This window comes from Agrobacterium sp. CCNWLW155, from assembly GCF_036888815.1.
GTDB lineage: Bacteria > Pseudomonadota > Alphaproteobacteria > Rhizobiales > Rhizobiaceae > Agrobacterium > Agrobacterium radiobacter.
Map to the genome: position 1 here is coordinate 557712 of NZ_JBAKFW010000001.1, position 21734 is coordinate 579445.

Below are 21734 nucleotides of genomic sequence, written 5' to 3' on the forward strand. Positions count from 1 at the left end.
TTCCGACGGGGAAATGCCGCCTTGCGGCGATTGTTCCCTTGCAACTGTTAAGCCTGCGGCAAAATTCCCCTTTGAAATCGGCAGGAAAGCGGGATATCGCATGGGATTATGGATGCAAATCAAAAACGACGACTGACAGGGATGGAGAAGGTGCTTCGCATTTTCTGCGCGACCCTGATGTTGTCGCTCGGTTTTGCCCACAAGCCAGCACTTGCCGTTGCCCCGGAGGTTGTCCTCGACGAGAGCTACCGGCTTCCGGATGGCACCTTTGCCGAAATCTGCCTTGGCCACGCCGGCGGTTTGAATGCCTCCCACACCAAGGACAGCCCGGCCCATTCGGGTGACGCGATCCTCTTCTGCGAGGCGTGCCTGCTGGCATCGTCCATTCTTCTGCCCATGCCCGATACCGAAGGCTGGCTGAAGACCCAATTTGCCTGGCTCGACAATCGTCTCTCTGCGGAATGGAGCTTCCGCTCCGTCCTGACGATCCAGCAACCCGCCGCGCGCGGCCCGCCACCCCAGTCCGCCTGATTTTTCGTTTTAACGGGATAATCGCCGTCTTTGGCGGCACGGAGCGGCTGCGCAGACCCTGAGGGTAGCAGTCGCAGGGACAAGCAAATGAAAACCACCAAGATCATCACCTGCGGCCTTTTCGTCGCCTCGGTTTCGACTGCACAGGCTTTTGCCCATGCCACATTCGTTGAGGGTTCGGCCGAACAGGACAGCACCGTCGTTGCCGCCCTTCAGGTGCCGCATGGCTGCGACGGCGGTCTCGCCACCACCGAAGTCCAGATCAAGCTGCCGGAAGGCTTCATTTCCGCCAAGCCGCAGCCCAAGGCCGGCTGGGAGCTGGAGATCATCAAGGGCGACTACCAGAAGGCCTATAAGAACCACGGCAAGGAGATCAAAAGCGGTCCGATCGAAATTCGCTGGAAGGGCGGCAACCTGCCGGACGAGTTTTACGATACCTTCGCGGTGCAGGGTAAGATTTCCGGTATCGAAGCGGGGCAGGACCTGCCTTTCAAGGTAACACAGCTTTGCGGTGACAAGGGCAAGGTATCCTGGGATGAGGTCGCGGCGGCCGGCGTCGATCCCCATTCCCTGAAAAGCCCGGCGCCGACCATCAAGGTTGCGGCCAAGGCGCATGCGGGCGGCCACGATCATGCCGGCATGAGCATGGATATGGATGTCGTGAAGGGCGGCAGTCTCGAAGTGTCTGGCGGCACGACCAAGGCCATGTTGCCGGGCCAGCCCGTGGGCGGCGGCTATGTGTCGATCAAGAATACCGGCGATAGCGACGACAAGCTGGTCGGCGTTGAATCCTCGGCTGCCGGTCGTGCCGAAATCCATGAGATGGCCATGGTCAACGACGTCATGAAAATGCGCAAGCTGGATGACGGCATCGTCATTCCCGCAGGGCAGACAGTGGAGCTGAAGCCCGGCGGCCTGCACATGATGTTCTTTGACGTAAAGAAGCCCTTTGCCGAAGGCGACAAGGTGCCGGTGACGCTGATCTTCGAAAAGGCCGGCAAGGTCGAGATCGTGCTCTCCACTGGCGCAGCCAAGGGCGGCAGCGACCACAAGCATAATTGACCAATGAAAAGCGGCTACCGGAACGCGTGACAGGTCCGGTAGCCGCAAATTTTTCATATATTATATTTGTTCTTCAGCGCCGTGATGGAAAAAGGGAGAGGGCATCTGCCATCGCGATTTTCCGAATTCGGTCGAAAATATCTAGAAAATCAAGCTGACACCAAGCTGAACGCGAATGTCCGTTCGACGTGGTCAAGAGACCGAGAAACCAAATTAAGATACCTATATATCGGTATGATCTAACACGTCATTTCTGGGTTTTTGCGTGGTGCTGTTTTCCTCATAGGCCTCAACGGCCTGCTCCAGTGTCGCCTGCGGCTCGTGGCGCTGGCTGGCAACGGTCAGGAAATAGAGCGTCAGGGCGGGTGGCTTGATCACCGTCATCATGCCGCGCAGCTGGAAGTCATCCCCACCTTCGGCCTTGCGCGCCAATTCGTGAATGGCCTCTTCCACTTCGCTTTTGCGCGGAACGCGCTGCGATGGCTTCACGGCTTCCAGCGCATAGGCTGCCGTATTCGCGGAAACAGAAAGAACCTGTGTCATCCAACCCCCGGCAATTGTCGCCGACCCTTAAAAAAGCGAGATTAGCAGCCGCATCTTGTTGGAAGGCTAAATCGCGACGCTGCAATTTAATCGTATTTTAGTGGACGAAGACGCCTGCCAAAGGGCTTTCGTCCGCTGTGCCCTTGGTCTAGAAATGCGTCGGACTTCACAGGTCCGGTAATTTCCGGAGATACCATTCCCATGATCAATATCGCTCTTGTCGCGACAGGCGGCGCCATCGGTTCCGTGTTCCGTTATCTGGTCGGCGTCTGGAGCGTGCGGCTGGCCGGGCCCAATTTCCCCTGGGGAACGCTTGCAGTTAATGTGGTCGGGTCTTTCCTCATCGGCCTGCTGGTCGAGCTTGTGGCGCGGCGGCTGAACGCCTCGATGGAAATGCGCCTGTTTCTCGTCACCGGCGTGCTCGGCGGCTTTACGACATTTTCTTCCTTCTCACTCGATGCGGTGGCGCTTTTCGAACGCGGTGCGCTCGGCCTTTCGGCCGTTTACGTCCTTGCAAGTCTTGTGGTTTCCATTGCCGCGGTTTTCGCCGGGCTGGCCTTGGGCCGCAACTTGTTCTAAAGGCTTGATCCAAACGGCGCGCCGAACAACGGGCGCGCGATCAAGACAGAGAGACTGGAAATTTCATGGCAGGTATCGAGCATATCAAGGTCGGGGCCGACGAGGCCGGTATGCGCCTCGATCGCTGGTTCAAGATTCACTATCCGGGACTTGGTTTCGGACAGTTGCAGAAGCTGTTGCGATCCGGACAGGTGCGCGTGGATGGCGGCCGGGTGAAGACGGATGCGCGGGTGCAGCCGGGACAGATGGTGCGCGTGCCGCCGGTCGATTCCGATCTCAAGGTCAAAAGCGGACCGATCGGATCAAGGGATCTCAAACATTCGGAAGACGCGGAACTTCTGGCGCGCATGCTCTTGCATGAAGACGACAAGGTTTTCGTTTTCAACAAGCCGGCCGGCATCGCCGTTCAGGGCGGTTCCGGCGTCAACCGCCATATCGACGGGCTTCTGGAAGCCTGGACCAGCCCTAAGGGCGAAAAGCCGCGTCTGGTGCACCGCCTCGACCGCGATACCTCCGGCGTGCTGGTGGTTGCCCGCACCCGCGGTGCTGCGCAGAAGCTGACGGCCGCCTTCCGCGAGCGCGACACCAAGAAGACCTATTGGGCGCTGGTCAAAGGCGTTCCGCGCAAGCACCAGGACAAGATTTCTACCTGGCTGGTCAAGGAACAGACCATGGATGGCGACCGCATGCGTATCGCCAAGCATGGCGAGGAGGGGGCCGATCACGCCGTTTCCTATTACCGTGTCATCGATACCGCCGCGCAGAACCTCGCCTGGCTGGAGATGGAACCCTATACCGGCCGCACCCATCAGCTCCGCGTTCACGCGCTGCATATGGGCCACCCGATCATCGGTGATCCCAAATATTATATCGACGATCCGAACTGGGATTTCCCAGGCGGCATCCAGAAGCGCCTGCATCTGCATGCGCGCCATATCGACATTCCGCATCCGAATGGGGGCCGGCTTCGGGTCAGCGCACCTTTGCCGCCGCATATGGTGCAGACCTGGAACCTGCTCGGCCTCGACGTGGCCGATGGCGACAGGGAAGACTGAAAGCTATGAAGCTCGTTCTTTTCGATTGCGACGGCACATTGGTGGACAGCGCCGGCCTGATCCATGCGGTCATGGTCGAAACCTTTGCCGATTTTGGTAAGCCGCGGCCTGATATCTCGCAGACCAAGGCAATCATCGGGCTGACGCTCGATATCGCCATCGCCCGCATGCTCGGCAAGACGCATGTGGATGAGGAGGCGCTGGCGATGACGCAGCGTTACAGGGAAGTTTATCATCCCCTGCGCGAGCGTCCCGACATGACGACGCCGCTCTTCGACGGTATCGCGCCGCTGATTGACACGCTTTCGAAACGGGACGACGTGCTGATCGGCGCGGTGACCGGCAAGGGAAGGCGCGGGCTCACCCATATTCTCGAAACCCACGGCTTTGCCAAACACTTCATCGTTTCGCGCACGGCGGATGATTGCCCGTCGAAGCCACATCCGGCCATGGTCATGGAGTGTTGCCACGAAACCGGCATGGTTCCGGCCGATACTATCGTGATCGGCGATGCGGTCTATGACATGCAGATGGCCAAGGCTGCGGGCGCAAAAGCGATCGGCGTCGCCTGGGGTTATGCTTCCGTCGATGAACTCTGGACGGCGGGCGCAGATGCGGTTGTCAGCCATCCGCGTGAAATTCCGGCCTATGTTCCGGCCGATAATCTCTAACCTTTCTATCCGACTGATGAGGACGTGCCATGCGTGATCTCCTGAACGACCTTTCGGAGGGCCTGAGCCACCCCGACCCGATCCTGCGCGCGCAAATCCAGATGCAGAAACCTTTGCCGAAGCGGTTCTACAAGGATGTCACCGTCGGAGAGGTGGAGGAGGGCGGCTTTACCATCCTTCTCGATGGCAAGCCGCTGCGCACGCCCGCCAAGAAGCCGCTGACCGTCCCGTCGCACGCGCTGGCTGAACTGCTTCGCGAGGAGTGGGATGCCCAGAAGGAGGTGGTGAACCCGGTGGTCATGCCGGTATCGCGCCATGTGAATACCGCCATCGATGGCGTCGCCAACGACACCCAGGCGGTTTTCGAGGATATCCTCCGGTTTTCTTCCTCCGATCTTCTCTGCTACCGCGCCGGTGACCCGGAAGCGCTGGTTGCGCGACAGACGGACCATTGGGATCCCGTGCTGGACTGGGCGGCCAATGTGCTCGGCGCGCGCTTCATTCTCGTTGAAGGCGTGATGCATGAAGACCAGCCGCGCGAAGCCATCGCGGCTTTCGCGGTAACGCTGAAGAAATATGACACACCGATCGCACTTGCCGCTCTTCACACCATGACGTCGCTGACCGGCTCCGCCATTCTGGCGCTTGCGCTGGCGGAAGGGCAGCTGACGCAGGAGGAAGCATGGGCGCTTGCCCATCTCGATGAGGACTGGACCGCCGAGCAATGGGGGGAGGACGAGGAGGCGCTGGAGCGCCGCGCCGTGAGGCTTGTCGACATGCGCGCGGCACTCAATGTTCTGGAGTCCCTGAAGAGCGCTTCTTAACGCTTTTCTAACCCTGATGGCCGAATATGCGGCTACCTCACGTAAGGGGAGCCGCTGATCATGATCACCACGCTGAAACGCCTTGGCATTCTTGTGCTGGCGTGTTTCACGCTCATGTCTTTCAGGCTGGAACCGCAAGCGACCAATACCGACCGGCTGCTTTACGATGTGCGCGGCGCATTCGTCGCCGCCCGCCCGGATGTCGCTCCGGCGCTGATGCAGTCCATTCATGCGCAGGTGCAGAATGCGATCAAGACCACGGCGCGTGGAGAGACCCGCCCGCGCGTGGTGCTGACCATCCGTCTCGCATCCGTTACGCGCGGCCCCTTCCTGTTCGGAGAAAGGGCGTCGGCCAAGGTCATCGTCCGCGCCGCCGCCGTGGCGACGGGAGAAGTGATCGCCGAAGCCAAATTCACCGCCACTGTCGTCAGCTTCGACAATCAGTCTATCGAGCAGGAACTCGCCTATGGCGTTGCAGAACGGGTGATCCGCGAATTCAGGCTCAGCCGATCCGGCCCGACGACGCTTGCGACGGCGCTCTTCCCGTAACGTCCGCGGAAGCGGTGGCACAATCACGATGCGTCGTTTCTCAATGTCGCGCCACCATTGGTTCCGCGTGTCGCACTCACATACATCGCGTATATTTATTTGACATACGCAGTGTATGTTCCTATCTCGCATACGCAACGTATGTAAACTGGACGCTGACGCTATAGAGCGCGGCATCGTCACTCAGCTGAAAGAGAGATGGAAATGAGTAAACGCGAAGCAATTTTTCCCGCCCACAGGCACGCGCTTTACGAAGAGCATGGCTACTCTGCTGCCATCAAATCCGGTGATTTGCTATTCGTTTCCGGCCAGGTCGGCAGCCGTGCCGATGGAACGCCTGAACCTGATTTTGAACGGCAGGTCCGGCTGGCCTTCGAAAATCTCAAGGCAACGCTCGAGGCGGCGGGCTGCACTTTCGACGACATTGTGGATATCACGACGTTCCACACGGATCCGGAAAACCAGTTTGGAACGATCATGACCGTCAAGCAGGAGATTTTCAGCCAAAAGCCTTACCCGAACTGGACCGCTGTCGGCGTCAACTGGCTCGCGGGCTTCGATTTCGAGATCAAGGTCATTGCCCGTATCCCTTAATAGCGGGTCAAACCTGAAACGGCGGCGCTCACAGGGCGCCGCCGGCTTGCTTCTCCACCCTTATCCAAGCCGCTCGGCATGCCATTTCAGATGGTCATCCATGAAGGTGGAAATGAAGTAGTAGGAGTGGTCGTAGCGGTCATGCATGCGCAACGTCAGGCTGATATCCGTGCCCTTGATCGCCTCTTCGAAGAGCCAGGGGCGCAGGCCTTTTTCAAGGAAACTATCGGCCTTGCCCTGGTCGATCAGGAACTCGGGAAAACGCGCGCCATCCTCGACCAGCGCACAGGCGTCGTATTGACGCCATGCGGCCTTGTCCGCACCGAGATATTTTTCCAGCGCCGGTTCTGACCAGTCGGCTGACGAGGGAGCCACGATCGGTGCAAAGGCAGAGCAGCTTTTGAAACGGCCGGGATTCTTGAGCGCCATGGTCATCGCGCCATGGCCGCCCATCGAATGGCCGAAAATACTCTGGCGGCTCATATCCGCACGGAAATGCTGGCCGATGAGGGCGGGCAGTTCTTCCGTGACATAGCTGTACATCTGGTAATGTTCGGACCAGGGTTCCTGCGTGGCATCGAGATAAAATCCGGCGCCCTTGCCCATCTGCCAGTTGGTCAGTTCGTCCGGCACGTCATTGCCGCGCGGGCTGGTGTCCGGGCAGACGATGATGAGCCCGAGTTCGGCGGCCATGCGGCGATATTCGCCTTTTTCCATGACGTTGGCATGGGTGCAGGTGAGGCCGGAAAGATACCACAGGACGGGGCAGGGCTCATGGATCGCCTTCGGCGGCACGTAAACCGCAAAGGTCATCTCACATTTCAGGGTTTCCGATGTGTGCGAAAATACGCCCTGCATGCCGCCAAAGGCCGTATTTTGCGAAATGATGTTCATGAAGACATTCCTTGTGAAAAAATCCGGCTCAGCCCGCAAGCGAGACCGCGGCATTGACCGCCGCCGCTACCAGAACTGTGTTGAAGAAGAAAGAAACGATGGAATGCAGCAGCGTGACCTTCCGCATGGCGGTCGTGGTTATTCCCACATCCGATGTCTGCGCCGTCATGCCGATCACCACGGCGAAGTAGAGAAAGTCGTAACCGCAGGGTTCCTTGGTCGCCGGAAAATCCATGCCGCCGCGATGCTGCCGCTTGCCGTCCACCGTGGCCGGCCGCCAGTAAAGATGGGCGTAATGCAGGGCTGTCATGGTGTGGATGGTCAGCCAGCCCAAGATCACCGAGGCAAAGGCGATGAGCAGCGTCCAGACCGTCTCGCCCGTGTGGTTGAGCGCTTGGAACAGCGACACCACGGCGACAGCGACGGCTAGCAGCGTGACGGCGATGATGGCGACCGCGGGCAGATCGTCGCTATCGGCATGCGCCTTCAGATGCTGCGCCGTCAGGCCCGACAGGCGAAAGCCAATCAATGTGAGATAGGTCAGGAAGAACAGAACGGCCGCGATCTCGATCGCCAGCGGCGGCGCCAGAACCAGAGCCAGCCCAAGGCCCATGGCGCCGACAAGAAAAGCAATGACGAAAGGTTGATGGCGGCGATAGCTGCTGCTTTTCATATTGGCCGGGGTCATGGGCGGCACCTTTCTGTTGGCACCGTCACTTTTTGACACGACGGCAGAAACGGTCAAGCGTCTCCAGAAAGGCGGAGCGATCGCGCGGTGAAAAAGCCGCGTTGTATCCCTTGCTTTCACCGGTTTCACGCAGATGTGCACCAAGGTCGCGCATCGCCGTCGCCATCCCGATATTCGACTGGTCAAAAACGCGCCCCGTCGGCCCGGTGACCAGTGCACCCTTGGCGACACAGCGGCCAGCAAGCGGCACATCGGCGGTGATGACGATATCGTTTTCACCGGCATGATCGGCGATCCAGTCGTCCGCAGCGTCGAAACCGGCGGAAACAATGACGTTTTTCACCATGGGATCTCGCGACGGGCGCAGACCGGAATTGGCGACAAAGGTCACTTCCAGCCCATGCCGTTCCGCCACCTTGAGAATCTCCGGCTTCACGGGGCATGCATCGGCATCGACATAGATTTGCGGGTTTTGCGGCATGGACACTCTTTTCGGACATTTCCTGCCACGCTTCTAAGCGCAAACGCCGCGATTACCAAGCCCACGACAGCTGAAATACGGGATGGATGGCGGGCGCAGGTGGTACTTGCGACGATCGTAAAAACGGCATATGTTCCCTTTATGTTCTTGTTTTCGAGGGATACCATGCTGGAAGAGTTCATCGTGCAGGCCAAGTCTGCCACGTATGTTGGCGGCGGCAACAAATCCGCGACGCCCACGCGCAAGGGATCGCACGATCTCGGCTATCAGAACGGCGACTGGCACTATATCGACAGCTATTTCGGGGGAACTGATTTCATCGGTCAGGAGGTCGTCTGGCATCAGGGGACGGCCCTCTGGGCGATGAGTTATTACGGCCGTATCCTCCGGCCCGACATGATCGACGGTGCGACAGCCGGAATGGTCATTCAGCGGTCGCTTTCCACGCTCTATCGGCAGGGCCGCTTTCTCGGCGGCTTTACCCACCCGGTGGAAAATCTGGTCTATGTCGATACGAATGCGGGTGAGTTCCAGTCCTTCACTGGCGTCGAGCGCATTTACCGGGGACATGTCGAGACGTACCGGCTTGACTATCATGGTGGGATCATAAAGCCATAGAGCGCAAGAAATGCCATGGACGGGAATTTGCAATGGCAAATGGCGACGCTCAATTTTTCAAGGCGACACTCTATTTCGACAGCGAACCCGCGATCTCGGACTTGACCCTGACGGAAGCGTGGGGCGAGGAGGGATATGAATGCGAGCGGTTGGGCGAAAAGGGCGTGTTTGACGGACTGCGCGGTGCAACCAGGGTTTTTGTCGGTACTCCCGAGCCGGTCGTGGCGACGCCGGTTGCGCCGGCCCAATATCCGGAAGTTGCAGAGGCGAGGGTCGACTGGTCAAAGACCTTTTGTATCGATGCAAAAGCGGCATATGACGATTTCACCCATGCGACACACCAATGCGAGTTCAGATTTCTCATCCTGGCGGATGAAGATGATCCAGACATCGCGCATAACGAGATCGCCTCGACCCTGCTCGGCATCCATCAGCTCGCCCCCATGCAGGCGGTTGCGTTGCACTATCTGGACATGATCGTCGGCCGCGCCAATCTCGATGACTATCTGAACTATGCAAACAGCCATCTGGATCAGCCGCAGCAAATGGCGACGATGCTGGCCTTCGGAGCCTTTGTGACGGAAGAGGGGGAAAAGATCAGGGCCTGGACAACGGGTCTGGAACATTTCGGCCAGACAAATCTGCTTTTCGATAGCCCAGCGGGAGATGCGACGGAAGCGCTTCTCACCATATTCGGCCTCGGACATCTCGTTGTCAACGGACGACGCTTCGCCGCCGGTGAAGCCATAACATCTTTCGATCTTCTTGCGCGCTTCACCCCCGCCGAACTCGATGATCGGCCAATGCTGCTCGTCGCGAAGCAGGAAGCCGGCTAGGGCGCGCCGTCATACCCCAGAACGGATGGGACGATGCGTTTTCACCGCCCCATCACAGGTTTCAAAATCAGCCGGGCTGCTTGGTCTTGCGCAGATAGGGAAGAACCGTGTCGTAGGAGCCGAAACGAGCAATCGCATCTTCGTTGGAAACGGCTGCGGTGATGATGACATCCTCGCCCTGCTTCCAGTTGGCAGGTGTCGCCACCTGGTGTTTGGAGGTGAGCTGGATGGAATCGATCGCGCGGAGAATTTCCTCGAAATTACGGCCGGTGGTCATCGGGTAGGTGAGGACCAGCTTGATCTTCTTGTCGGGACCGATGACAAAGACGGAGCGCACGGTGGCGTTATCGGCAGGCGTGCGGCCTTCGGAACTGTCGCCAGCACCGGCCGGCAGCATGTCGTAGAGCTTCGCGACCTTCAGGTCCTTGTCGCCGATCAGCGGATAATCGACGTTGAAACCGGTCGCGGTGCGAATGTCGTTCTTCCATTTTTCATGGCTTTCAACCGGATCGACCGAAATGCCGATGATCTTCACGCCGCGTTTTTCGAATTCCGGCTGCAGGCCGCCCATCGCACCAAGTTCCGTCGTGCAGACGGGCGTGAAATTTTTCGGATGCGAAAACAGGACCGCCCAACCGTCGCCGATCCAGTCGTGAAAGCTCACCGGACCATGGGTGGTCTCGGCGGTGAAGTCTGGTGCTATATCGTTGATACGCAGGCTCATCTGATGCTTTCTCCCTGATGATTTGAAGTGAAAATCTGATGGTTTTCGACAATTCGTGTCCGGCGCTGGAGCTTAGAGTTTTTGCATGAAATGGCCAGCCTTTTCATCCGGCCTCAGTGGCGTTTGCTTCAGCCCCACAGAGATTTGATGACCCTGATTTCCATCGTTTGTCGCAGTTGCGCGATTTCCACCCGGTTGATTGTTTCAGGAGGACAGGATTACTCGAAAGGCGATCCCGGCGTTGTTTTCGCTCATCCCAGCGCATATTGTGACGCCACGTCAGGCGACGGCATTCCGGGGCGTTTCCGCACAGGGAGTGATGGAGAACAGCAATGACAATCACCATTACCGCCTTTGAACACTCGCCCGATGGCGGCAAGGGTCTCGCCCGCGATATGCGCGTCCGCTGGGCGTTCGAAGAAGTGGGCCAGCCCTATGATGTCCGCCTTCTTTCCTTCAAGGCGATGCGGGAGCCGGCGCACCTTGCGCTTCAACCCTTCGGGCAGATCCCGACCTATGAGGAGGGTGAACTCGTCCTGTTTGAATCCGGGGCGATCGTGCTGCATATAGCCGAACGTCATGCCGGCCTGTTGCCAGAGGATGCGGATGCGCGGGCGCGTGCGATCATGTGGATGTTCGCCGCACTCAGCACCATGGAGCCGCCCATCGTCGAGCATTTTGTCGCCGGCTTTCTCGAAAGGGACAAGAGCTGGCACAGCGAGCGCCTGCAGATCGTCCATGACCGTATTCGCAAGCGGCTTGGCGAACTGTCCCACCGCCTCGGTGACGCCGACTGGCTCGACGGCGGATTCAGCGCCGGCGATCTGCTGATGGTGTCCGTGCTGCAAAGGATAAAAAGCTCAGGCATCCTCGACGAATATGAGAACCTCTCGGCCTACGTCGCCCGGGGCGAAGCGCGCCCCGCCTATAAACGCGCATTTGCCGACCAATTGGCGATTTTCAAGGCTGCGTCGAACGGCTGAGCGACGGTCGGAAAGACTGCCGCTGCGGTCTAACCCAGTCTCAGCGCGAGGGTCTGACCTGACAGACCCTCGCGACACCTTTAGAAACCCACCGTCACGGGTTTCAAGAATAGCTCCCGATCGAAACCATCGCAGCACTCGATCACAATGCGGGTGCCGTTCTTGAGACGTCGCCGCAGAAGGTCGGATGGTGCCCGTATGGTGCCGCCATCGTGAAGCTTCTGCAGCATCGACCGTGAAAGCCCCAGTTCGGACGCCAGCAGACGATCAAGGCGTATGCCGGTCTGGAGCGGAACCGTGAGATCAATCTCGGCCTTGGTCCAGTCGGGAGGTTCGTCCTTGATCTTTTTCTCGATATCGAACTCGGGAAACTCGTCGATGCGTTGCGATTTGCGTCTCAGGGCTTCGAGGTTGAATGTTTCCGCTCTTATCCATTGCGGATCGTTCGACTGCAGCGCTTCCATAACGGAAGGGCTGATGTCGCGGACGTTCTGCCGCTCGAAAATTGGCCGGTTCCAGCTTTTGTCGCAGATCAGGCATTTATAGATGAGCCAGGCATCCAGTTTGCGGCCGTTGGCATTAAGCCGGATCTTGCCGCTGGCTTGAAACGCCCTCAGGTCGCCACATCCGCTGCATGCAAGCCAGGGCTGGGGCGCCGTTCGTGGTGTAATGGTCCATTGGACCCGAAGTACATTGCACATATTGTCTTGGTCTTCCATTTGGAAGTCCACCAAGATGGTGCAGGAGAAAACCCTGACGGGAACGGCGTGGCGATGTTTCGGGTGGGTGAAGAGCTGAGACAGCAAAGCTGCGCAGGGCACATTTTAACAATGCCAGACCGGTCTCTTGCCACCACCCGATGAACGTGATCATACGCCGACAGCCTGTGGCCATCCGCAGTACGGGTGAAACTGGATTGAGACCGGTATTTACTTAGGCAAAGTCTACCTCGATGCGCCAATGCTCTTCGGCGGTAACGATAACAAATGATCGGTCAGAAATGGAAGCATGCGGCGCGCTCAGCGGCCGAAAGCCACTGCGATGTGACTTTTGTGCAACTTCGGGTAGCCTGCCCATTCCGCGGTCAAAACGATGTCACCAGATGGGCTGCGACTCTATTTCCGGTAGGACACAGTTTTGCGCCTGTTATTCGCGGCTGCCGGAGACGGAAGCATACGCCGGAGGGTTGAATCTTTGCGGATGAAATGGTGCCATAGCGCTGCCGTCACATGTAGAAATACGATGGCTACGGCGAGATAGGCGAGGGTGGCATGAACCTCTGTCCAGAACGCCTCCGCCTGATCGGAAATCGCCAGAGGCAACCCCGGCACGACCACGAGATCGAAGACGTAACTTGGGATTTGCAGGGGAGCCGTCGAAGCGACGGCCCAGCCGGCGAGGGGAACGGCAAGGGTAAGGAACAGCAATGCGACATGAGCGGCCCGCGCCGCGAACCTTGAAACCGGGCCTTCGCCATCGACAGGCTGCGGCTTCCGGCTGAAAGCCGACCATTCCAGAAGACGGCGGACCTGGCGCTCGCTCAGATCAAGCACATGCGACGCCGACACCATAGTCATCCGACCGGCAATCACCTTCGACAAAGTCTCGATCCGCTGCAGATCACGCTCGGTCATCGTAATCAATCCCATCTGCAATCTCCCAGACGTCAATCAGACCAGGGGAGTGTGACATTCCAACTTTGCAGAAACAGGACACTTTAACTTTGCGGCTACACACAATAATCGCATAAGATAGATTATGGAACTTATTTGGTGGTGTGGCTTTGGATTTGTGCGGTTGTTGCTCGCTACAGATGCCACTGCGCGATCGATGTGATCATATCTGAAAAACACGAAACACCACCAGCGCCAACCGATCAGATCGATTTTAGCGAGACTCGTTTTTCAAGCTCCTCTGCCTGCTCTTTGCGTTCACTGTAGCGATCTGTCAGATAGCTGGAAGCGTCACGTGTCAGTAGCGTGAATTTCACCAGTTCCTCGCAGACATCCACGACCCGGTCATAATAGGATGATGGCTTCATCCGGCCTTCAGCATCGAATTCCTGATAGGCCCTTGCCACCGAGGACTGGTTTGGGATGGTGATCATCCGCATCCATCTGCCGAGAATTCGCATCTGGTTCACCGCGTTGAAGGACTGGCTTCCGCCGGAAACCTCCATGACGGCGAGCGTCTTGCCCTGTGTTGGCCGGACCGATCCGACCGCGAGAGGAATCCAGTCGATCTGCGACTTCATGATGCCGGTCATCGCGCCGTGGCGTTCAGGACTTACCCAGACCTGTCCCTCCGACCATTGGGAGAGTTCACGCAACTCCTTCACCTTCGGGTGGCTGACAGGCGCTTCGTCCGGCAAAGGCAGGCCTTTCGGATCGAATATCCGAACCTCGCAACCGAGCCGTTCGAGCAGCCGCCCGGCTTCGAATGCAAGCAGACGGCTATACGAAACCTCGCGCAGCGAGCCGTAAAGGATCAGGATGCGCGGCTTGTGGGTCGAAAACGCCGGATGCAGTGCATCCGGGTCAATGTTGTGCAGGTGTTGCGCCTGCAACGCGGGAAATGTCTCAGGCAATGCGCTTTCCTTCATTGTCGAGGACCTGCTCACCATCCTCCTTGAAGAACGGTCCGTTGAAAGTCTTGGGCAGAATATCCAGCACGACTTCCGATGGACGGGCGAGCCTGGTGCCGAGTGGTGTCACCACGAAAGGGCGATTGATGAGGATCGGTGTTTCTATCATCGCATCAAGCAGCTGATCGTCGGTCAGATCAGGATTGTCGAGACCGAGTTCGGTATAGGGTGTCCCCTTCTCGCGCATGGCTTCGCGCACCGTCAGGCCCGCATCCGCTATCATTTTTGCGAGCCGTTCGCGCGTCGGCGGCTCCCGCAGATATTCAATCACGGTCGGCTCGATCCCTGCCGCGCGGATCAGCGCCAGCGTGTTGCGAGACGTTCCGCAGGACGGATTGTGAAAAATCGTGGCATCCATACTCATTGCCTTTCAGTCATTATCGTTCGGGAAACGGCGGGGGCAGCCTCATACCAATCCTTCGAGCGGTTCACGATCCAGACGACCGAAAGCATGACCGGGACTTCGATGAGAACACCGACAACGGTTGCGAGTGCCGCGCCTGATTGAAAGCCGAACAGGCTGATGGCGGCCGCGACGGCCAGCTCGAAGAAATTGCTGGCGCCGATGAGGGCCGAAGGCCCGGCGACGCAATGGCGCTCACCCGTCATCCGGTTCAGGAGGTAGGCAAGCCCCGAATTCAGATAGACCTGGATGAGGATCGGGATGGCAAGCAGACCGATGACGGCTGGCTGGGCGATGATTTGCTCGCCCTGGAAGGCGAAGAGAAGAACCAGCGTCGTAAGCAGCGCCACCAGCGAAATCGGCTGCAGCCTTGCAAGAACGCGATCCAGTGTTCGTGACGTTCCGTCAGTCATGAGCCACCGCCTGATCAGCTGCGCGAGGATGACGGGAACGACAATATAGAGCGCGACAGAGAGAACGAGCGTATCCCAGGGCACGGTGATGGCCGAAAGGCCTAGCAGCAGCCCGACAATGGGAGCAAAGGCCACGACCATGATCGCATCGTTGAGCGCGACCTGCGACAATGTAAACAGCGGTTCACCCCGTGTCAGGTTGCTCCAGACGAAGACCATGGCGGTGCATGGAGCAGCGGCAAGGATGATCAACCCGGCAATATAGGAGTCGATCTCACCAGCCGGAAGATAAGGACGGAATAGCCAGCCGATGAAAAACCAGCCGAGCAGCGCCATCGAGAACGGCTTGACGGCCCAGTTGATGAACAACGTCACGCCAATACCGCGCCAGAATGTGCCGACCTGCGAGAGAGAGCGGAAATCGATTCTGAGCAGCATCGGGATGATCATCAGCCAGATCAGGACCGCAACCGGGATATTCACCCTGGCGATCTCGGCAGCAGCGATGAGCTGAAAGACGCCGGGCATCCAATGGCCGAGCGCGACACCGACAACGATGCACAGGAACACCCAGACGGTCAGATAACGTTCGAAGACGGACATCAGGCCGATTTTCCTTCACGATTGGTAGTTCCATCCAAAGCGCCGATCTGCCGGAGCCTGGTTTCCAACGCCATTCGATCGATCGATTGCAGGGGCAGGCTGACGAAAGCCGCGATCCTGTTCTTGAGGAAACGGGCAGCCTGCGCAAAGGCGCGCTGAACCTCGGCCTCAGAGCCGACTGCGGCGGCGGGGTCCTCTATACCCCAATGGGCTGTCATCGGATGGCCGATCCAGACGGGACAGGCTTCACCTGCGGCGCTGTCGCAGACCGTGAAGATGAAATCCATCTGGGGCGCATCAGGCCCGGCAAAAACATCCCAGCTTTTCGAGGTGAAACCAGCAGCAGGATAACCCAGCACCGCCAGTTCCTTCAGGGCGTGAGGGTTCACCTCCCCCTTCGGCTGGCTGCCGGCCGAATAGGCGTTGAACCTCCCCTCACCTTCCCTGGCGAGAATGGATTCGGCAAGAATGGAACGAGCGGAATTGCCCGTGCACAGAAAGAGCACGTTATAAATCTTGTCGGTCATGGTTTCGGTCCGTGGTTAGATCGGTGGTCTTACAGGCCCGGCGATGGTGTCGCCTCCGGGCTGCAGCAGGGTGTCAGTTCGGCAATCAGCGGTGCACAAAGTTCGGTCGAACCACCGCAGCAATCCTTCAGCAGAAACAGGGTCAACAGGCGCAACCCGTCTAGATCGGCGCGATAGATGATAGACCGGCTTTGCCGCTCGCTCTTGACCAGACCCGCCCGCGAAAGCGTGGCGAGATGCGCCGACATCGTGTTCTGGGGAACATCGATAAGGCGCGCAAGTTCACCGGCGGGAACGCCGTCCGGCTCGTGCCGCACGAGTATCCGGAATGTCTCCAGACGGGTGGATTGAGCCAAAGCGCCAAGCGCTGTTATTGCGGTTAAATTATCCATATATCCAGAATAACGGATACAAAAGGATTGTCAAGAAAACAAACGAGACAGCAGAAATGAATCCAAAAATTAATATTATTAATAATTTAAATAAATTTCCTAATGTATATTATAATTCACCGGATGCCTCCCGACGCCTAAGATCCAGCTCTTCGCTATAACGTCTCAATGTATGGCTTTCCGTGAGCAGGCCCACCGGCCGATTTTCGATCTTGTCATTGACGACCACCAGCGCCTCGCTCTCCGCCGCATCGAAGGCCGCCGCCGCCTGACGGGCATTCATGGTCGGCAGCAGCACGTCGTTCTTGTAGTGCAGATAGGTTTCGAGGCTGATCTTGCTGGGGTCGCGATCCATCGGGTCGGCATAGATTTCCGGGACAAGGACGACGCCGGCATAACGCCCGTCATCATGGGTCATGATTACCCGTTGCGTCGAACCGAGCGGGAACTTCTCCCTGAAGGCCGGAAGCCCCATGCTGACATTGGCCTTGCGGATATCGGCGCGCATCATCTTGCCGACCGTCAGGTCGCGGATCCAGCCGATATCGTGGGCGCTGCGAATGCTCTCGCCACGCAGGTGAAAACGCCAGGTGGCGAAGGAGTAACCGAATGTGGTGCGTACCACGAGCGAGGTGGTGATGACGGCGGCAAGCACCAGAGCCGTGATCTGGAAGTCACCGGTCAGTTCCAGCGCCAGAAACGTCATGGTCAGCGGGCCACCGATGATGGCGGCGGCAAAGGCGCTCATGCCGATCACGGCATAAACGATGGGTGCCGTCGAACCATAACCGATATAGGGGGCGCAAAGCGCGAAAATCTTGCCGAGCAGCGATCCCATGAACAGCGAGGCGAAAAACAGGCCGCCGCGGAAATTCGAACCGATGGAAATGGCGCTGGCCGCCGCCTTCAGCAGGAACAGCCCGGCCAGCCCGTATATCGTCAGTTCTGCGTCGATATTGAGATGCAGCGCGCCGTGGCCGCTCGACAGCACCTGCGGTGAAATCAGCGCAAGCCCACCCACCGCCACGCCGCCAATTGCAGGGCGTAGCCAGCCGGGAATGGCGCTTTTGCGGGCCGTCTCCTCGATGAAGGACACCGCCTGCATCAGCATAATGCCGATGGCCGCGCACACGACGCCGAGAAAGATGGCAGGCACATAATCCGCCGGCGTCACGCGGCTGGCATCGACAATATCGATGGAGAGGCCATGACCGCCGATAACACCGATAACGGTCGTCGCCACCAGCGCCGAAACGATGAGCGGCGCAAGCGTTACGACGGTATAAGTGCCGATGATGAGTTCAATGGCGTAGAACGCCCCGGTCAGAGGCGCATTGAACGCTGCTGCAATCGCCCCTGCGGCGCCGCAGCCGACGAGGATGCGCATGTCCCCTCGCCTCAGTTTCAGCTTGATGCCGATCTTCGAGGCAACGCCGCTGGCGATCTGGGTGTAACCGGCCTCGAGCCCGACGGAGGCGCCGAAACCGTTGGAGACGATATTCTGCACGCAGACAATGATGCTGTCCGTCAGCGACAGGCGACCGCCATGCAACGCATTTGCCTCGATGGGGTCGACCATGGGTTTCTTGCGGGTCTTCGATAGAATGAAGATGATCAGGCCAAGTACTATGCCGCCGATGATAGGACCGGCGAGGACGATCCGCCCGGAAAGATCGCTGCTACTCAGCCGCTCGACGCCGAAGACCAGCACATGCAGCGCCGTGCTAAGAGCGCCGATCAGCGCCACCAGGAGACCCGCGGCGATGCCGATGAAAACGGCGAGGATCACCAGCCCCAGTTCGCCGCGGCGGAACATGGCCCGCAACCGGCTGGCGCGCAGATTGTCGAAGAAGCTCGCCATACTGGGTGCACGGAAAGGCTTGGTCGACATGCTGTTCCTTTTCAGGCGGCGTCAGGCTGCTTCGATCTCGATCTCGAAACGCATCTGATCATAAGCCGGTTCAACATTATCAGGCGTTTCACGCATCACCGTGTCATAATCGAGCGGAATATGCATGTGGGTCAAGATCGCCCGTCTGGGTGCGAATTTCTCGATCCAGCCGAGCGCCTGCTCCAGCGAAAGATGGCTTGGGTGGTAACGGTGCTGCAGCGCGTCGATGACGAGGACATCGAGACCCGCAAGCTTCGGTAGGCTCTCGGCCGGAAAATCGCTGACATCGGTACAATAGGCAACGTCACCAATGCGGAATCCCAGCGAATGCACATCGCCATGCTGCTGCATATGCACGCCAAAAGGTATCGGCCCGCCTGCCCCGTCGATGATAACAGGCGCGTCGATATCCGCGATGATCCGGGGTTCGACGATGGGCGGATAGCTGCTGCCCGGCGGCGTCTCCAGGCAATAGGCGAAACCGTCCCATATGCGCGCCATGGTGACGGGATCGGCATAGATCGGAATGCGGTTTTGCTGAATGGCGAAATAGATGCGCAGATCGTCGATGCCGTGCAGATGGTCGGCATGGGCGTGGGTGTAAAGCACCGCATCGACCGCCTCCACCTTCGCCGCGATCATCTGCTCACGAAAATCCGGGCCGGTATCGATGACGACAGTTGTCCTGCCGCCATCCGGGCCGATCTGCTCCACCATGAAGGCGGTGCGCGTGCGCCTGTTCCTGGGGTTGTCAGGGTCGCAGGCACCCCAGTCGCCGTTGATGCGCGGCACGCCGGGCGACGACGCGCATCCGAGAACCGTGAAGCGGCGACGGTAGATTGCCACGCCTACACCCTTGTCATCTTCGAAAAGCAGCGGAAGGCGTTTTCGGTGGTGATTTCGGCCATGCGCTCATAGGAAACGCCATGTACCTCGGCCAGAACCTCCGCGGTGTTGACCACGTATGAAGGTTCGTTGCGTTTGCCGCGCCAGCGCTTCGGCGCAAGATAAGGCGCGTCCGTCTCCACCAGCAGACGGTCCAGCGGCACGGTGGCGGCGATATCGCGGATATCCTGCGATTTCGGGAAAGTCAGAATGCCGGAGAAGGAAACATAACCGCCAAGTTCGACACCGGCTTTCGCCAGCTCAGGACCAGCGGAGAAGCAGTGCAGAATGAAGGGGAATGCTCCCTTGTCGCTCTCGGCGCGCAAAATAGAGGCCATGTCGTCATCGGCACTACGGCTATGAATGACGAGCGGCAGCTTCGTTCTCCTTGCCGCCTCGATATGGCGAAGGAGGCCGGTCTTCTGGTCTTCCGGCTTCTGCGTGTCGTAGAAGTAATCCAGACCCGCCTCGCCGATCGCCACGATCTTGTCGTGGCTCTCCGCCAGCCGCACCAGATCATCAGCAGAGATATCCAGTTCCTCGGCCGCGCTGTTGGGATGCGTGCCGACCGAGCAGAAGACCGACGGATATTTTTCCGTGATCTTCAAAAGTTCGGGCAGCCGGCGCACCCGGGTCGAGATCGTCACCATCTGGCTGACACCCGAAGCATGGGCGCGGGCGATGATATCGTCGCGCTCAGCCTCGAAATCGGGAAAATCCAGATGGCAATGGGTATCGATCAGCATGGTTGTCGCCTTCACGCTTCCGGCGCGACGTAACGCGGGAAAACCGGCTTCGGCGCTTCGAGCGGCGTGCCCGGAACCAGACGGCCGGCTTCGCCCAATGCAGCGAAATCACGCTTGTCGGCGGGAGCCGCAACGAGATCAAGCAGCTTTTCGCAGGATTCCGGCATGAAGGGCTGCAAGAGAATGCCGATCTGGCGCACCACTTCCGCCGTCACGTAAAGCACGGTTCCCATGCGCTCGGGATCGGTCTTCTTAAGCGCCCAAGGCTCCTGCGACGCGAAATAACGGTCGGTTTCCGAGACGACGGCGATAATGGCCGCAAGCGCGCGGTGGATGAGCTGCTTGCCCATCTCCTCACGGCAGAGCGCCAGCAACCCGTCGGCGGAGGCGAGCATCGCTTTGTCTTCATCGGTGAACTCACCGGTTGTCGGTATCTGGCCGTCGCAATTCTTGACGATCATCGACAGCGAACGGCTGGCGAGATTGCCTATGCCATTGGCGAGATCGGCATTGATGCGGGTGGCGATACCCTCTTCGCTATAGCTGCCGTCCTGGCCGAAGGAGACTTCGCGCAGGAAGAAATAACGGACCTGATCGAGACCGAAATGGTTCACCAGATTGGCCGGATCGACGACATTGCCAAGCGACTTCGACATCTTCTCGCCCTTGTTGAGCAGGAAGCCATGCGCATAGACCCGCTTGGGCAACGGCAGCTTGGCGCTCATCAGGAAAGCCGGCCAGTAAACCGCGTGGAAGCGGATGATGTCCTTGCCGATGATATGCACGTCGGCAGGCCAATATTTGGCGCGCGGACCGTTCTTGTCCTCGATGTAACCGGTGGCGGTGATGTAGTTGGTCAGCGCATCGACCCAGACATACATGACGTGCTTCGGGTCGTTCGGAACCTTGATGCCCCAGTCGAAGGTGGTGCGGGAAATCGACAGATCCTTGAGGCCGGATTTCACGAAGGAGATGATTTCGTTGCGTCGTTCCGACGGACCGATGAATTCAGGGTTTTCCTCGTAAAGCTTCAGCAGCTTGTCCTGATATTCGGAGAGCTTGAAGAAGTAGCTTTCCTCTTCCACCCACTCGACCGGCGTGCCCTGCGGCCCGTAACGAACGCCGTCCGCGCGCACTTCCGTCTCGTCCTCGCCGTAATAGGCCTCGTCGCGCACGGAATACCAGCCGGCATAGCTGTCCTTGTAGATATCGCCGCTATCGGCCATCAGGTTCCAGATATTGCGCGAGGTCTCGTGGTGACGCTCTTCCGTGGTACGGATGAAATCATCGTTCGAGGCGTTGAGCAGCTTGCCCATCTCGCGGAACTGATCGGAATTGCGCTGCGCCAGCTCTTCCGGCGAAATACCTTCCGCCCGCGCTGTCTGCTGCATCTTCTGGCCGTGTTCATCGGTGCCGGTCAGGAAGAAAACATCCATTCCATCCAGGCGCTGAAAGCGTGCCATGGCGTCCGTCGCAATCAACTCATAGGCATGGCCGATATGCGGCTTGCCGTTAGGATAGGAGATCGCGGTGGTGATGTAGAATGGTGTCTTGTCTGTCATGACGGTCTATCGACTTTACAGGCTGTTTTTTTGGAT

The 21734-nt window shown here is 58.6% G+C and carries 27 protein-coding genes and 2 pseudogenes; 12 read left to right on the forward strand and 17 right to left on the reverse strand.

What is annotated here, in order from left to right:
* The first annotated feature begins 141 nt into the window (after window positions 1–141).
* On the forward strand, window positions 142–531 hold the full coding sequence (locus V6S97_RS02790; RefSeq protein WP_153314771.1) for a hypothetical protein: 390 nt from the start codon (window positions 142–144) through the stop codon (window positions 529–531).
* An 87-nt stretch (window positions 532–618) separates the two neighbouring features.
* Complete coding sequence (locus tag V6S97_RS02795; protein ID WP_111793893.1) at window positions 619–1593, forward strand: copper chaperone PCu(A)C; 975 nt, start codon at window positions 619–621, stop codon at window positions 1591–1593.
* 222 nt (window positions 1594–1815) lie between these two features.
* On the opposite strand, the gene V6S97_RS02800 is transcribed toward V6S97_RS02795, so the two are convergent.
* Window positions 1816–2136 carry a hypothetical protein gene (locus tag V6S97_RS02800; protein WP_060724170.1) on the reverse strand — a complete coding sequence of 107 codons (321 nt, stop codon included), beginning with the start codon at window positions 2134–2136 and terminating at the stop codon, window positions 1816–1818.
* A gap of 201 nt (window positions 2137–2337) precedes the next feature.
* Here V6S97_RS02800 and crcB point away from each other — a divergent pair, with 201 nt between their 5' ends.
* The 6 genes from crcB (at window position 2338) to V6S97_RS02830 (ending at window position 6408) form a co-directional block, all read left to right on the forward strand.
* Window positions 2338–2715, forward strand: a complete 378-nt coding sequence (crcB, locus tag V6S97_RS02805) for a fluoride efflux transporter CrcB (RefSeq protein WP_003502690.1) — start codon at window positions 2338–2340, stop codon at window positions 2713–2715.
* A gap of 65 nt (window positions 2716–2780) precedes the next feature.
* Window positions 2781–3770 carry an RluA family pseudouridine synthase gene (locus V6S97_RS02810; RefSeq protein ID WP_003502691.1) on the forward strand — a complete coding sequence of 330 codons (990 nt, stop codon included), beginning with the start codon at window positions 2781–2783 and terminating at the stop codon, window positions 3768–3770.
* 5 nt (window positions 3771–3775) lie between these two features.
* A complete protein-coding gene (locus tag V6S97_RS02815; protein WP_003502692.1) occupies window positions 3776–4441 on the forward strand; it encodes an HAD family hydrolase in 666 nt (221 codons plus the stop codon).
* 29 nt (window positions 4442–4470) lie between these two features.
* Window positions 4471–5265: an ATP12 family chaperone protein gene (locus tag V6S97_RS02820; protein ID WP_003502693.1), complete on the forward strand. Its 795-nt coding sequence runs from the start codon at window positions 4471–4473 to the stop codon at window positions 5263–5265.
* 60 nt (window positions 5266–5325) lie between these two features.
* Window positions 5326–5814, forward strand: a complete 489-nt coding sequence (locus tag V6S97_RS02825; protein ID WP_003502694.1) for a hypothetical protein — start codon at window positions 5326–5328, stop codon at window positions 5812–5814.
* A 204-nt stretch (window positions 5815–6018) separates the two neighbouring features.
* On the forward strand, window positions 6019–6408 hold the full coding sequence (locus V6S97_RS02830) for a RidA family protein (protein WP_003502695.1): 390 nt from the start codon (window positions 6019–6021) through the stop codon (window positions 6406–6408).
* A 60-nt stretch (window positions 6409–6468) separates the two neighbouring features.
* On the opposite strand, the gene fghA is transcribed toward V6S97_RS02830, so the two are convergent.
* Genes fghA through V6S97_RS02845 form a run of 3 tightly spaced genes read right to left on the reverse strand, consistent with a single transcriptional unit; the run spans window position 6469 to window position 8471 of the window.
* On the reverse strand, window positions 6469–7302 hold the full coding sequence (gene fghA / locus V6S97_RS02835; RefSeq protein WP_080866126.1) for an S-formylglutathione hydrolase: 834 nt from the start codon (window positions 7300–7302) through the stop codon (window positions 6469–6471).
* Window positions 7303–7330: 28 nt separating this feature from the next.
* Window positions 7331–7990: a DUF1345 domain-containing protein gene (locus tag V6S97_RS02840; protein ID WP_080864270.1), complete on the reverse strand. Its 660-nt coding sequence runs from the start codon at window positions 7988–7990 to the stop codon at window positions 7331–7333.
* A 25-nt stretch (window positions 7991–8015) separates the two neighbouring features.
* A complete protein-coding gene (locus V6S97_RS02845; protein WP_003502698.1) occupies window positions 8016–8471 on the reverse strand; it encodes a YaiI/YqxD family protein in 456 nt (151 codons plus the stop codon).
* Between the two features lie 165 nt (window positions 8472–8636).
* Here V6S97_RS02845 and V6S97_RS02850 point away from each other — a divergent pair, with 165 nt between their 5' ends.
* Both V6S97_RS02850 and V6S97_RS02855 read left to right on the forward strand, forming a co-directional pair.
* On the forward strand, window positions 8637–9089 hold the full coding sequence (locus V6S97_RS02850) for a DUF5680 domain-containing protein (protein WP_080866574.1): 453 nt from the start codon (window positions 8637–8639) through the stop codon (window positions 9087–9089).
* Between the two features lie 32 nt (window positions 9090–9121).
* On the forward strand, window positions 9122–9925 hold the full coding sequence (locus tag V6S97_RS02855; RefSeq protein ID WP_111793892.1) for a hypothetical protein: 804 nt from the start codon (window positions 9122–9124) through the stop codon (window positions 9923–9925).
* Between the two features lie 67 nt (window positions 9926–9992).
* On the opposite strand, the gene V6S97_RS02860 is transcribed toward V6S97_RS02855, so the two are convergent.
* Window positions 9993–10649, reverse strand: coding sequence for a peroxiredoxin (locus V6S97_RS02860; RefSeq protein WP_035217366.1), 657 nt, complete (start codon window positions 10647–10649; stop codon window positions 9993–9995).
* 147 nt (window positions 10650–10796) lie between these two features.
* On the opposite strand from V6S97_RS02860, the gene V6S97_RS02865 reads away from it, so the two are divergent.
* Both V6S97_RS02865 and V6S97_RS02870 read left to right on the forward strand, forming a co-directional pair.
* Window positions 10797–10985 (forward strand): hypothetical protein, encoded by a 189-nt coding sequence (locus V6S97_RS02865; protein ID WP_128286763.1) that lies wholly within the window; start codon window positions 10797–10799, stop codon window positions 10983–10985.
* Window positions 10982–11632: a glutathione S-transferase family protein gene (locus tag V6S97_RS02870; RefSeq protein ID WP_060724176.1), complete on the forward strand. Its 651-nt coding sequence runs from the start codon at window positions 10982–10984 to the stop codon at window positions 11630–11632. The genes V6S97_RS02865 and V6S97_RS02870 overlap by 4 nt, the downstream gene beginning before the upstream one ends.
* Window positions 11633–11712: 80 nt before the next feature.
* On the opposite strand, the gene V6S97_RS02875 is transcribed toward V6S97_RS02870, so the two are convergent.
* The 12 genes and pseudogenes from V6S97_RS02875 to metG form a co-directional block, all read right to left on the reverse strand.
* Window positions 11713–12333: a DUF1062 domain-containing protein gene (locus tag V6S97_RS02875; protein ID WP_035212419.1), complete on the reverse strand. Its 621-nt coding sequence runs from the start codon at window positions 12331–12333 to the stop codon at window positions 11713–11715.
* A gap of 414 nt (window positions 12334–12747) precedes the next feature.
* Window positions 12748–13143 (reverse strand): annotated as a pseudogene (locus V6S97_RS02880) (cytochrome b); the annotation flags it as partial.
* A pseudogene (locus V6S97_RS02885) lies at window positions 13144–13281 on the reverse strand (ISNCY family transposase); the annotation flags it as partial.
* A gap of 227 nt (window positions 13282–13508) precedes the next feature.
* Window positions 13509–14234, reverse strand: coding sequence for an arsenical resistance protein ArsH (gene arsH, locus V6S97_RS02890; protein WP_162691793.1), 726 nt, complete (start codon window positions 14232–14234; stop codon window positions 13509–13511).
* The gene (gene arsC / locus V6S97_RS02895; RefSeq protein WP_003502710.1) at window positions 14212–14634 is read right to left on the reverse strand and encodes an arsenate reductase (glutaredoxin); all 423 of its coding nucleotides are present in this window, start codon (window positions 14632–14634) and stop codon (window positions 14212–14214) included. Before arsC ends, arsH begins: the two co-directional genes overlap by 23 nt.
* 2 nt (window positions 14635–14636) lie before the next feature.
* Complete coding sequence (arsB, locus tag V6S97_RS02900) at window positions 14637–15695, reverse strand: ACR3 family arsenite efflux transporter (protein ID WP_003502712.1); 1059 nt, start codon at window positions 15693–15695, stop codon at window positions 14637–14639.
* On the reverse strand, window positions 15695–16222 hold the full coding sequence (locus tag V6S97_RS02905) for an arsenate reductase ArsC (RefSeq protein ID WP_060725008.1): 528 nt from the start codon (window positions 16220–16222) through the stop codon (window positions 15695–15697). The genes arsB and V6S97_RS02905 overlap by 1 nt, the downstream gene beginning before the upstream one ends.
* A gap of 29 nt (window positions 16223–16251) precedes the next feature.
* The gene (locus V6S97_RS02910) at window positions 16252–16614 is read right to left on the reverse strand and encodes an ArsR/SmtB family transcription factor (protein ID WP_035212424.1); all 363 of its coding nucleotides are present in this window, start codon (window positions 16612–16614) and stop codon (window positions 16252–16254) included.
* 109 nt (window positions 16615–16723) lie between these two features.
* Window positions 16724–18505 carry a chloride channel protein gene (locus V6S97_RS02915; RefSeq protein ID WP_442886006.1) on the reverse strand — a complete coding sequence of 594 codons (1782 nt, stop codon included), beginning with the start codon at window positions 18503–18505 and terminating at the stop codon, window positions 16724–16726.
* A gap of 21 nt (window positions 18506–18526) precedes the next feature.
* Entirely contained in the window at window positions 18527–19351 is an 825-nt protein-coding gene (locus V6S97_RS02920) for an MBL fold metallo-hydrolase (protein WP_060726205.1), read from the reverse strand.
* A gap of 2 nt (window positions 19352–19353) precedes the next feature.
* Entirely contained in the window at window positions 19354–20136 is a 783-nt protein-coding gene (locus tag V6S97_RS02925; RefSeq protein WP_003502722.1) for a TatD family hydrolase, read from the reverse strand.
* Window positions 20137–20147: 11 nt separating this feature from the next.
* The gene (gene metG / locus V6S97_RS02930) at window positions 20148–21698 is read right to left on the reverse strand and encodes a methionine--tRNA ligase (protein WP_003502724.1); all 1551 of its coding nucleotides are present in this window, start codon (window positions 21696–21698) and stop codon (window positions 20148–20150) included.
* Window positions 21699–21734: the final 36 nt, after the last annotated feature.

Excerpts from the sequence above, each read along its gene's own strand:
- V6S97_RS02790 (WP_153314771.1), top strand. The coding sequence starts at position 142 with ATGGAGAAGGTGCTTCGCATTTTCTGCGCGACCCTGATGTTGTCGCTC.
- V6S97_RS02795 (WP_111793893.1), top strand. The coding sequence starts at position 619 with ATGAAAACCACCAAGATCATCACCTGCGGCCTTTTCGTCGCCTCGGTT.
- V6S97_RS02800 (WP_060724170.1), bottom strand. The coding sequence starts at position 2,136 with ATGACACAGGTTCTTTCTGTTTCCGCGAATACGGCAGCCTATGCGCTG.
- crcB (WP_003502690.1), top strand. The coding sequence starts at position 2,338 with ATGATCAATATCGCTCTTGTCGCGACAGGCGGCGCCATCGGTTCCGTG.
- V6S97_RS02810 (WP_003502691.1), top strand. The coding sequence starts at position 2,781 with ATGGCAGGTATCGAGCATATCAAGGTCGGGGCCGACGAGGCCGGTATG.
- V6S97_RS02815 (WP_003502692.1), top strand. The coding sequence starts at position 3,776 with ATGAAGCTCGTTCTTTTCGATTGCGACGGCACATTGGTGGACAGCGCC.
- V6S97_RS02820 (WP_003502693.1), top strand. The coding sequence starts at position 4,471 with ATGCGTGATCTCCTGAACGACCTTTCGGAGGGCCTGAGCCACCCCGAC.
- V6S97_RS02825 (WP_003502694.1), top strand. The coding sequence starts at position 5,326 with ATGATCACCACGCTGAAACGCCTTGGCATTCTTGTGCTGGCGTGTTTC.
- V6S97_RS02830 (WP_003502695.1), top strand. The coding sequence starts at position 6,019 with ATGAGTAAACGCGAAGCAATTTTTCCCGCCCACAGGCACGCGCTTTAC.
- fghA (WP_080866126.1), bottom strand. The coding sequence starts at position 7,302 with ATGAACATCATTTCGCAAAATACGGCCTTTGGCGGCATGCAGGGCGTA.
- V6S97_RS02840 (WP_080864270.1), bottom strand. The coding sequence starts at position 7,990 with ATGACCCCGGCCAATATGAAAAGCAGCAGCTATCGCCGCCATCAACCT.
- V6S97_RS02845 (WP_003502698.1), bottom strand. The coding sequence starts at position 8,471 with ATGCCGCAAAACCCGCAAATCTATGTCGATGCCGATGCATGCCCCGTG.
- V6S97_RS02850 (WP_080866574.1), top strand. The coding sequence starts at position 8,637 with ATGCTGGAAGAGTTCATCGTGCAGGCCAAGTCTGCCACGTATGTTGGC.
- V6S97_RS02855 (WP_111793892.1), top strand. The coding sequence starts at position 9,122 with ATGGCAAATGGCGACGCTCAATTTTTCAAGGCGACACTCTATTTCGAC.
- V6S97_RS02860 (WP_035217366.1), bottom strand. The coding sequence starts at position 10,649 with ATGAGCCTGCGTATCAACGATATAGCACCAGACTTCACCGCCGAGACC.
- V6S97_RS02865 (WP_128286763.1), top strand. The coding sequence starts at position 10,797 with ATGACCCTGATTTCCATCGTTTGTCGCAGTTGCGCGATTTCCACCCGG.
- V6S97_RS02870 (WP_060724176.1), top strand. The coding sequence starts at position 10,982 with ATGACAATCACCATTACCGCCTTTGAACACTCGCCCGATGGCGGCAAG.
- V6S97_RS02875 (WP_035212419.1), bottom strand. The coding sequence starts at position 12,333 with ATGTGCAATGTACTTCGGGTCCAATGGACCATTACACCACGAACGGCG.
- arsH (WP_162691793.1), bottom strand. The coding sequence starts at position 14,234 with ATGAAGGAAAGCGCATTGCCTGAGACATTTCCCGCGTTGCAGGCGCAA.
- arsC (WP_003502710.1), bottom strand. The coding sequence starts at position 14,634 with ATGGATGCCACGATTTTTCACAATCCGTCCTGCGGAACGTCTCGCAAC.
- arsB (WP_003502712.1), bottom strand. The coding sequence starts at position 15,695 with ATGTCCGTCTTCGAACGTTATCTGACCGTCTGGGTGTTCCTGTGCATC.
- V6S97_RS02905 (WP_060725008.1), bottom strand. The coding sequence starts at position 16,222 with ATGACCGACAAGATTTATAACGTGCTCTTTCTGTGCACGGGCAATTCC.
- V6S97_RS02910 (WP_035212424.1), bottom strand. The coding sequence starts at position 16,614 with ATGGATAATTTAACCGCAATAACAGCGCTTGGCGCTTTGGCTCAATCC.
- V6S97_RS02915 (WP_442886006.1), bottom strand. The coding sequence starts at position 18,505 with ATGTCGACCAAGCCTTTCCGTGCACCCAGTATGGCGAGCTTCTTCGAC.
- V6S97_RS02925 (WP_003502722.1), bottom strand. The coding sequence starts at position 20,136 with ATGCTGATCGATACCCATTGCCATCTGGATTTTCCCGATTTCGAGGCT.
- metG (WP_003502724.1), bottom strand. The coding sequence starts at position 21,698 with ATGACAGACAAGACACCATTCTACATCACCACCGCGATCTCCTATCCT.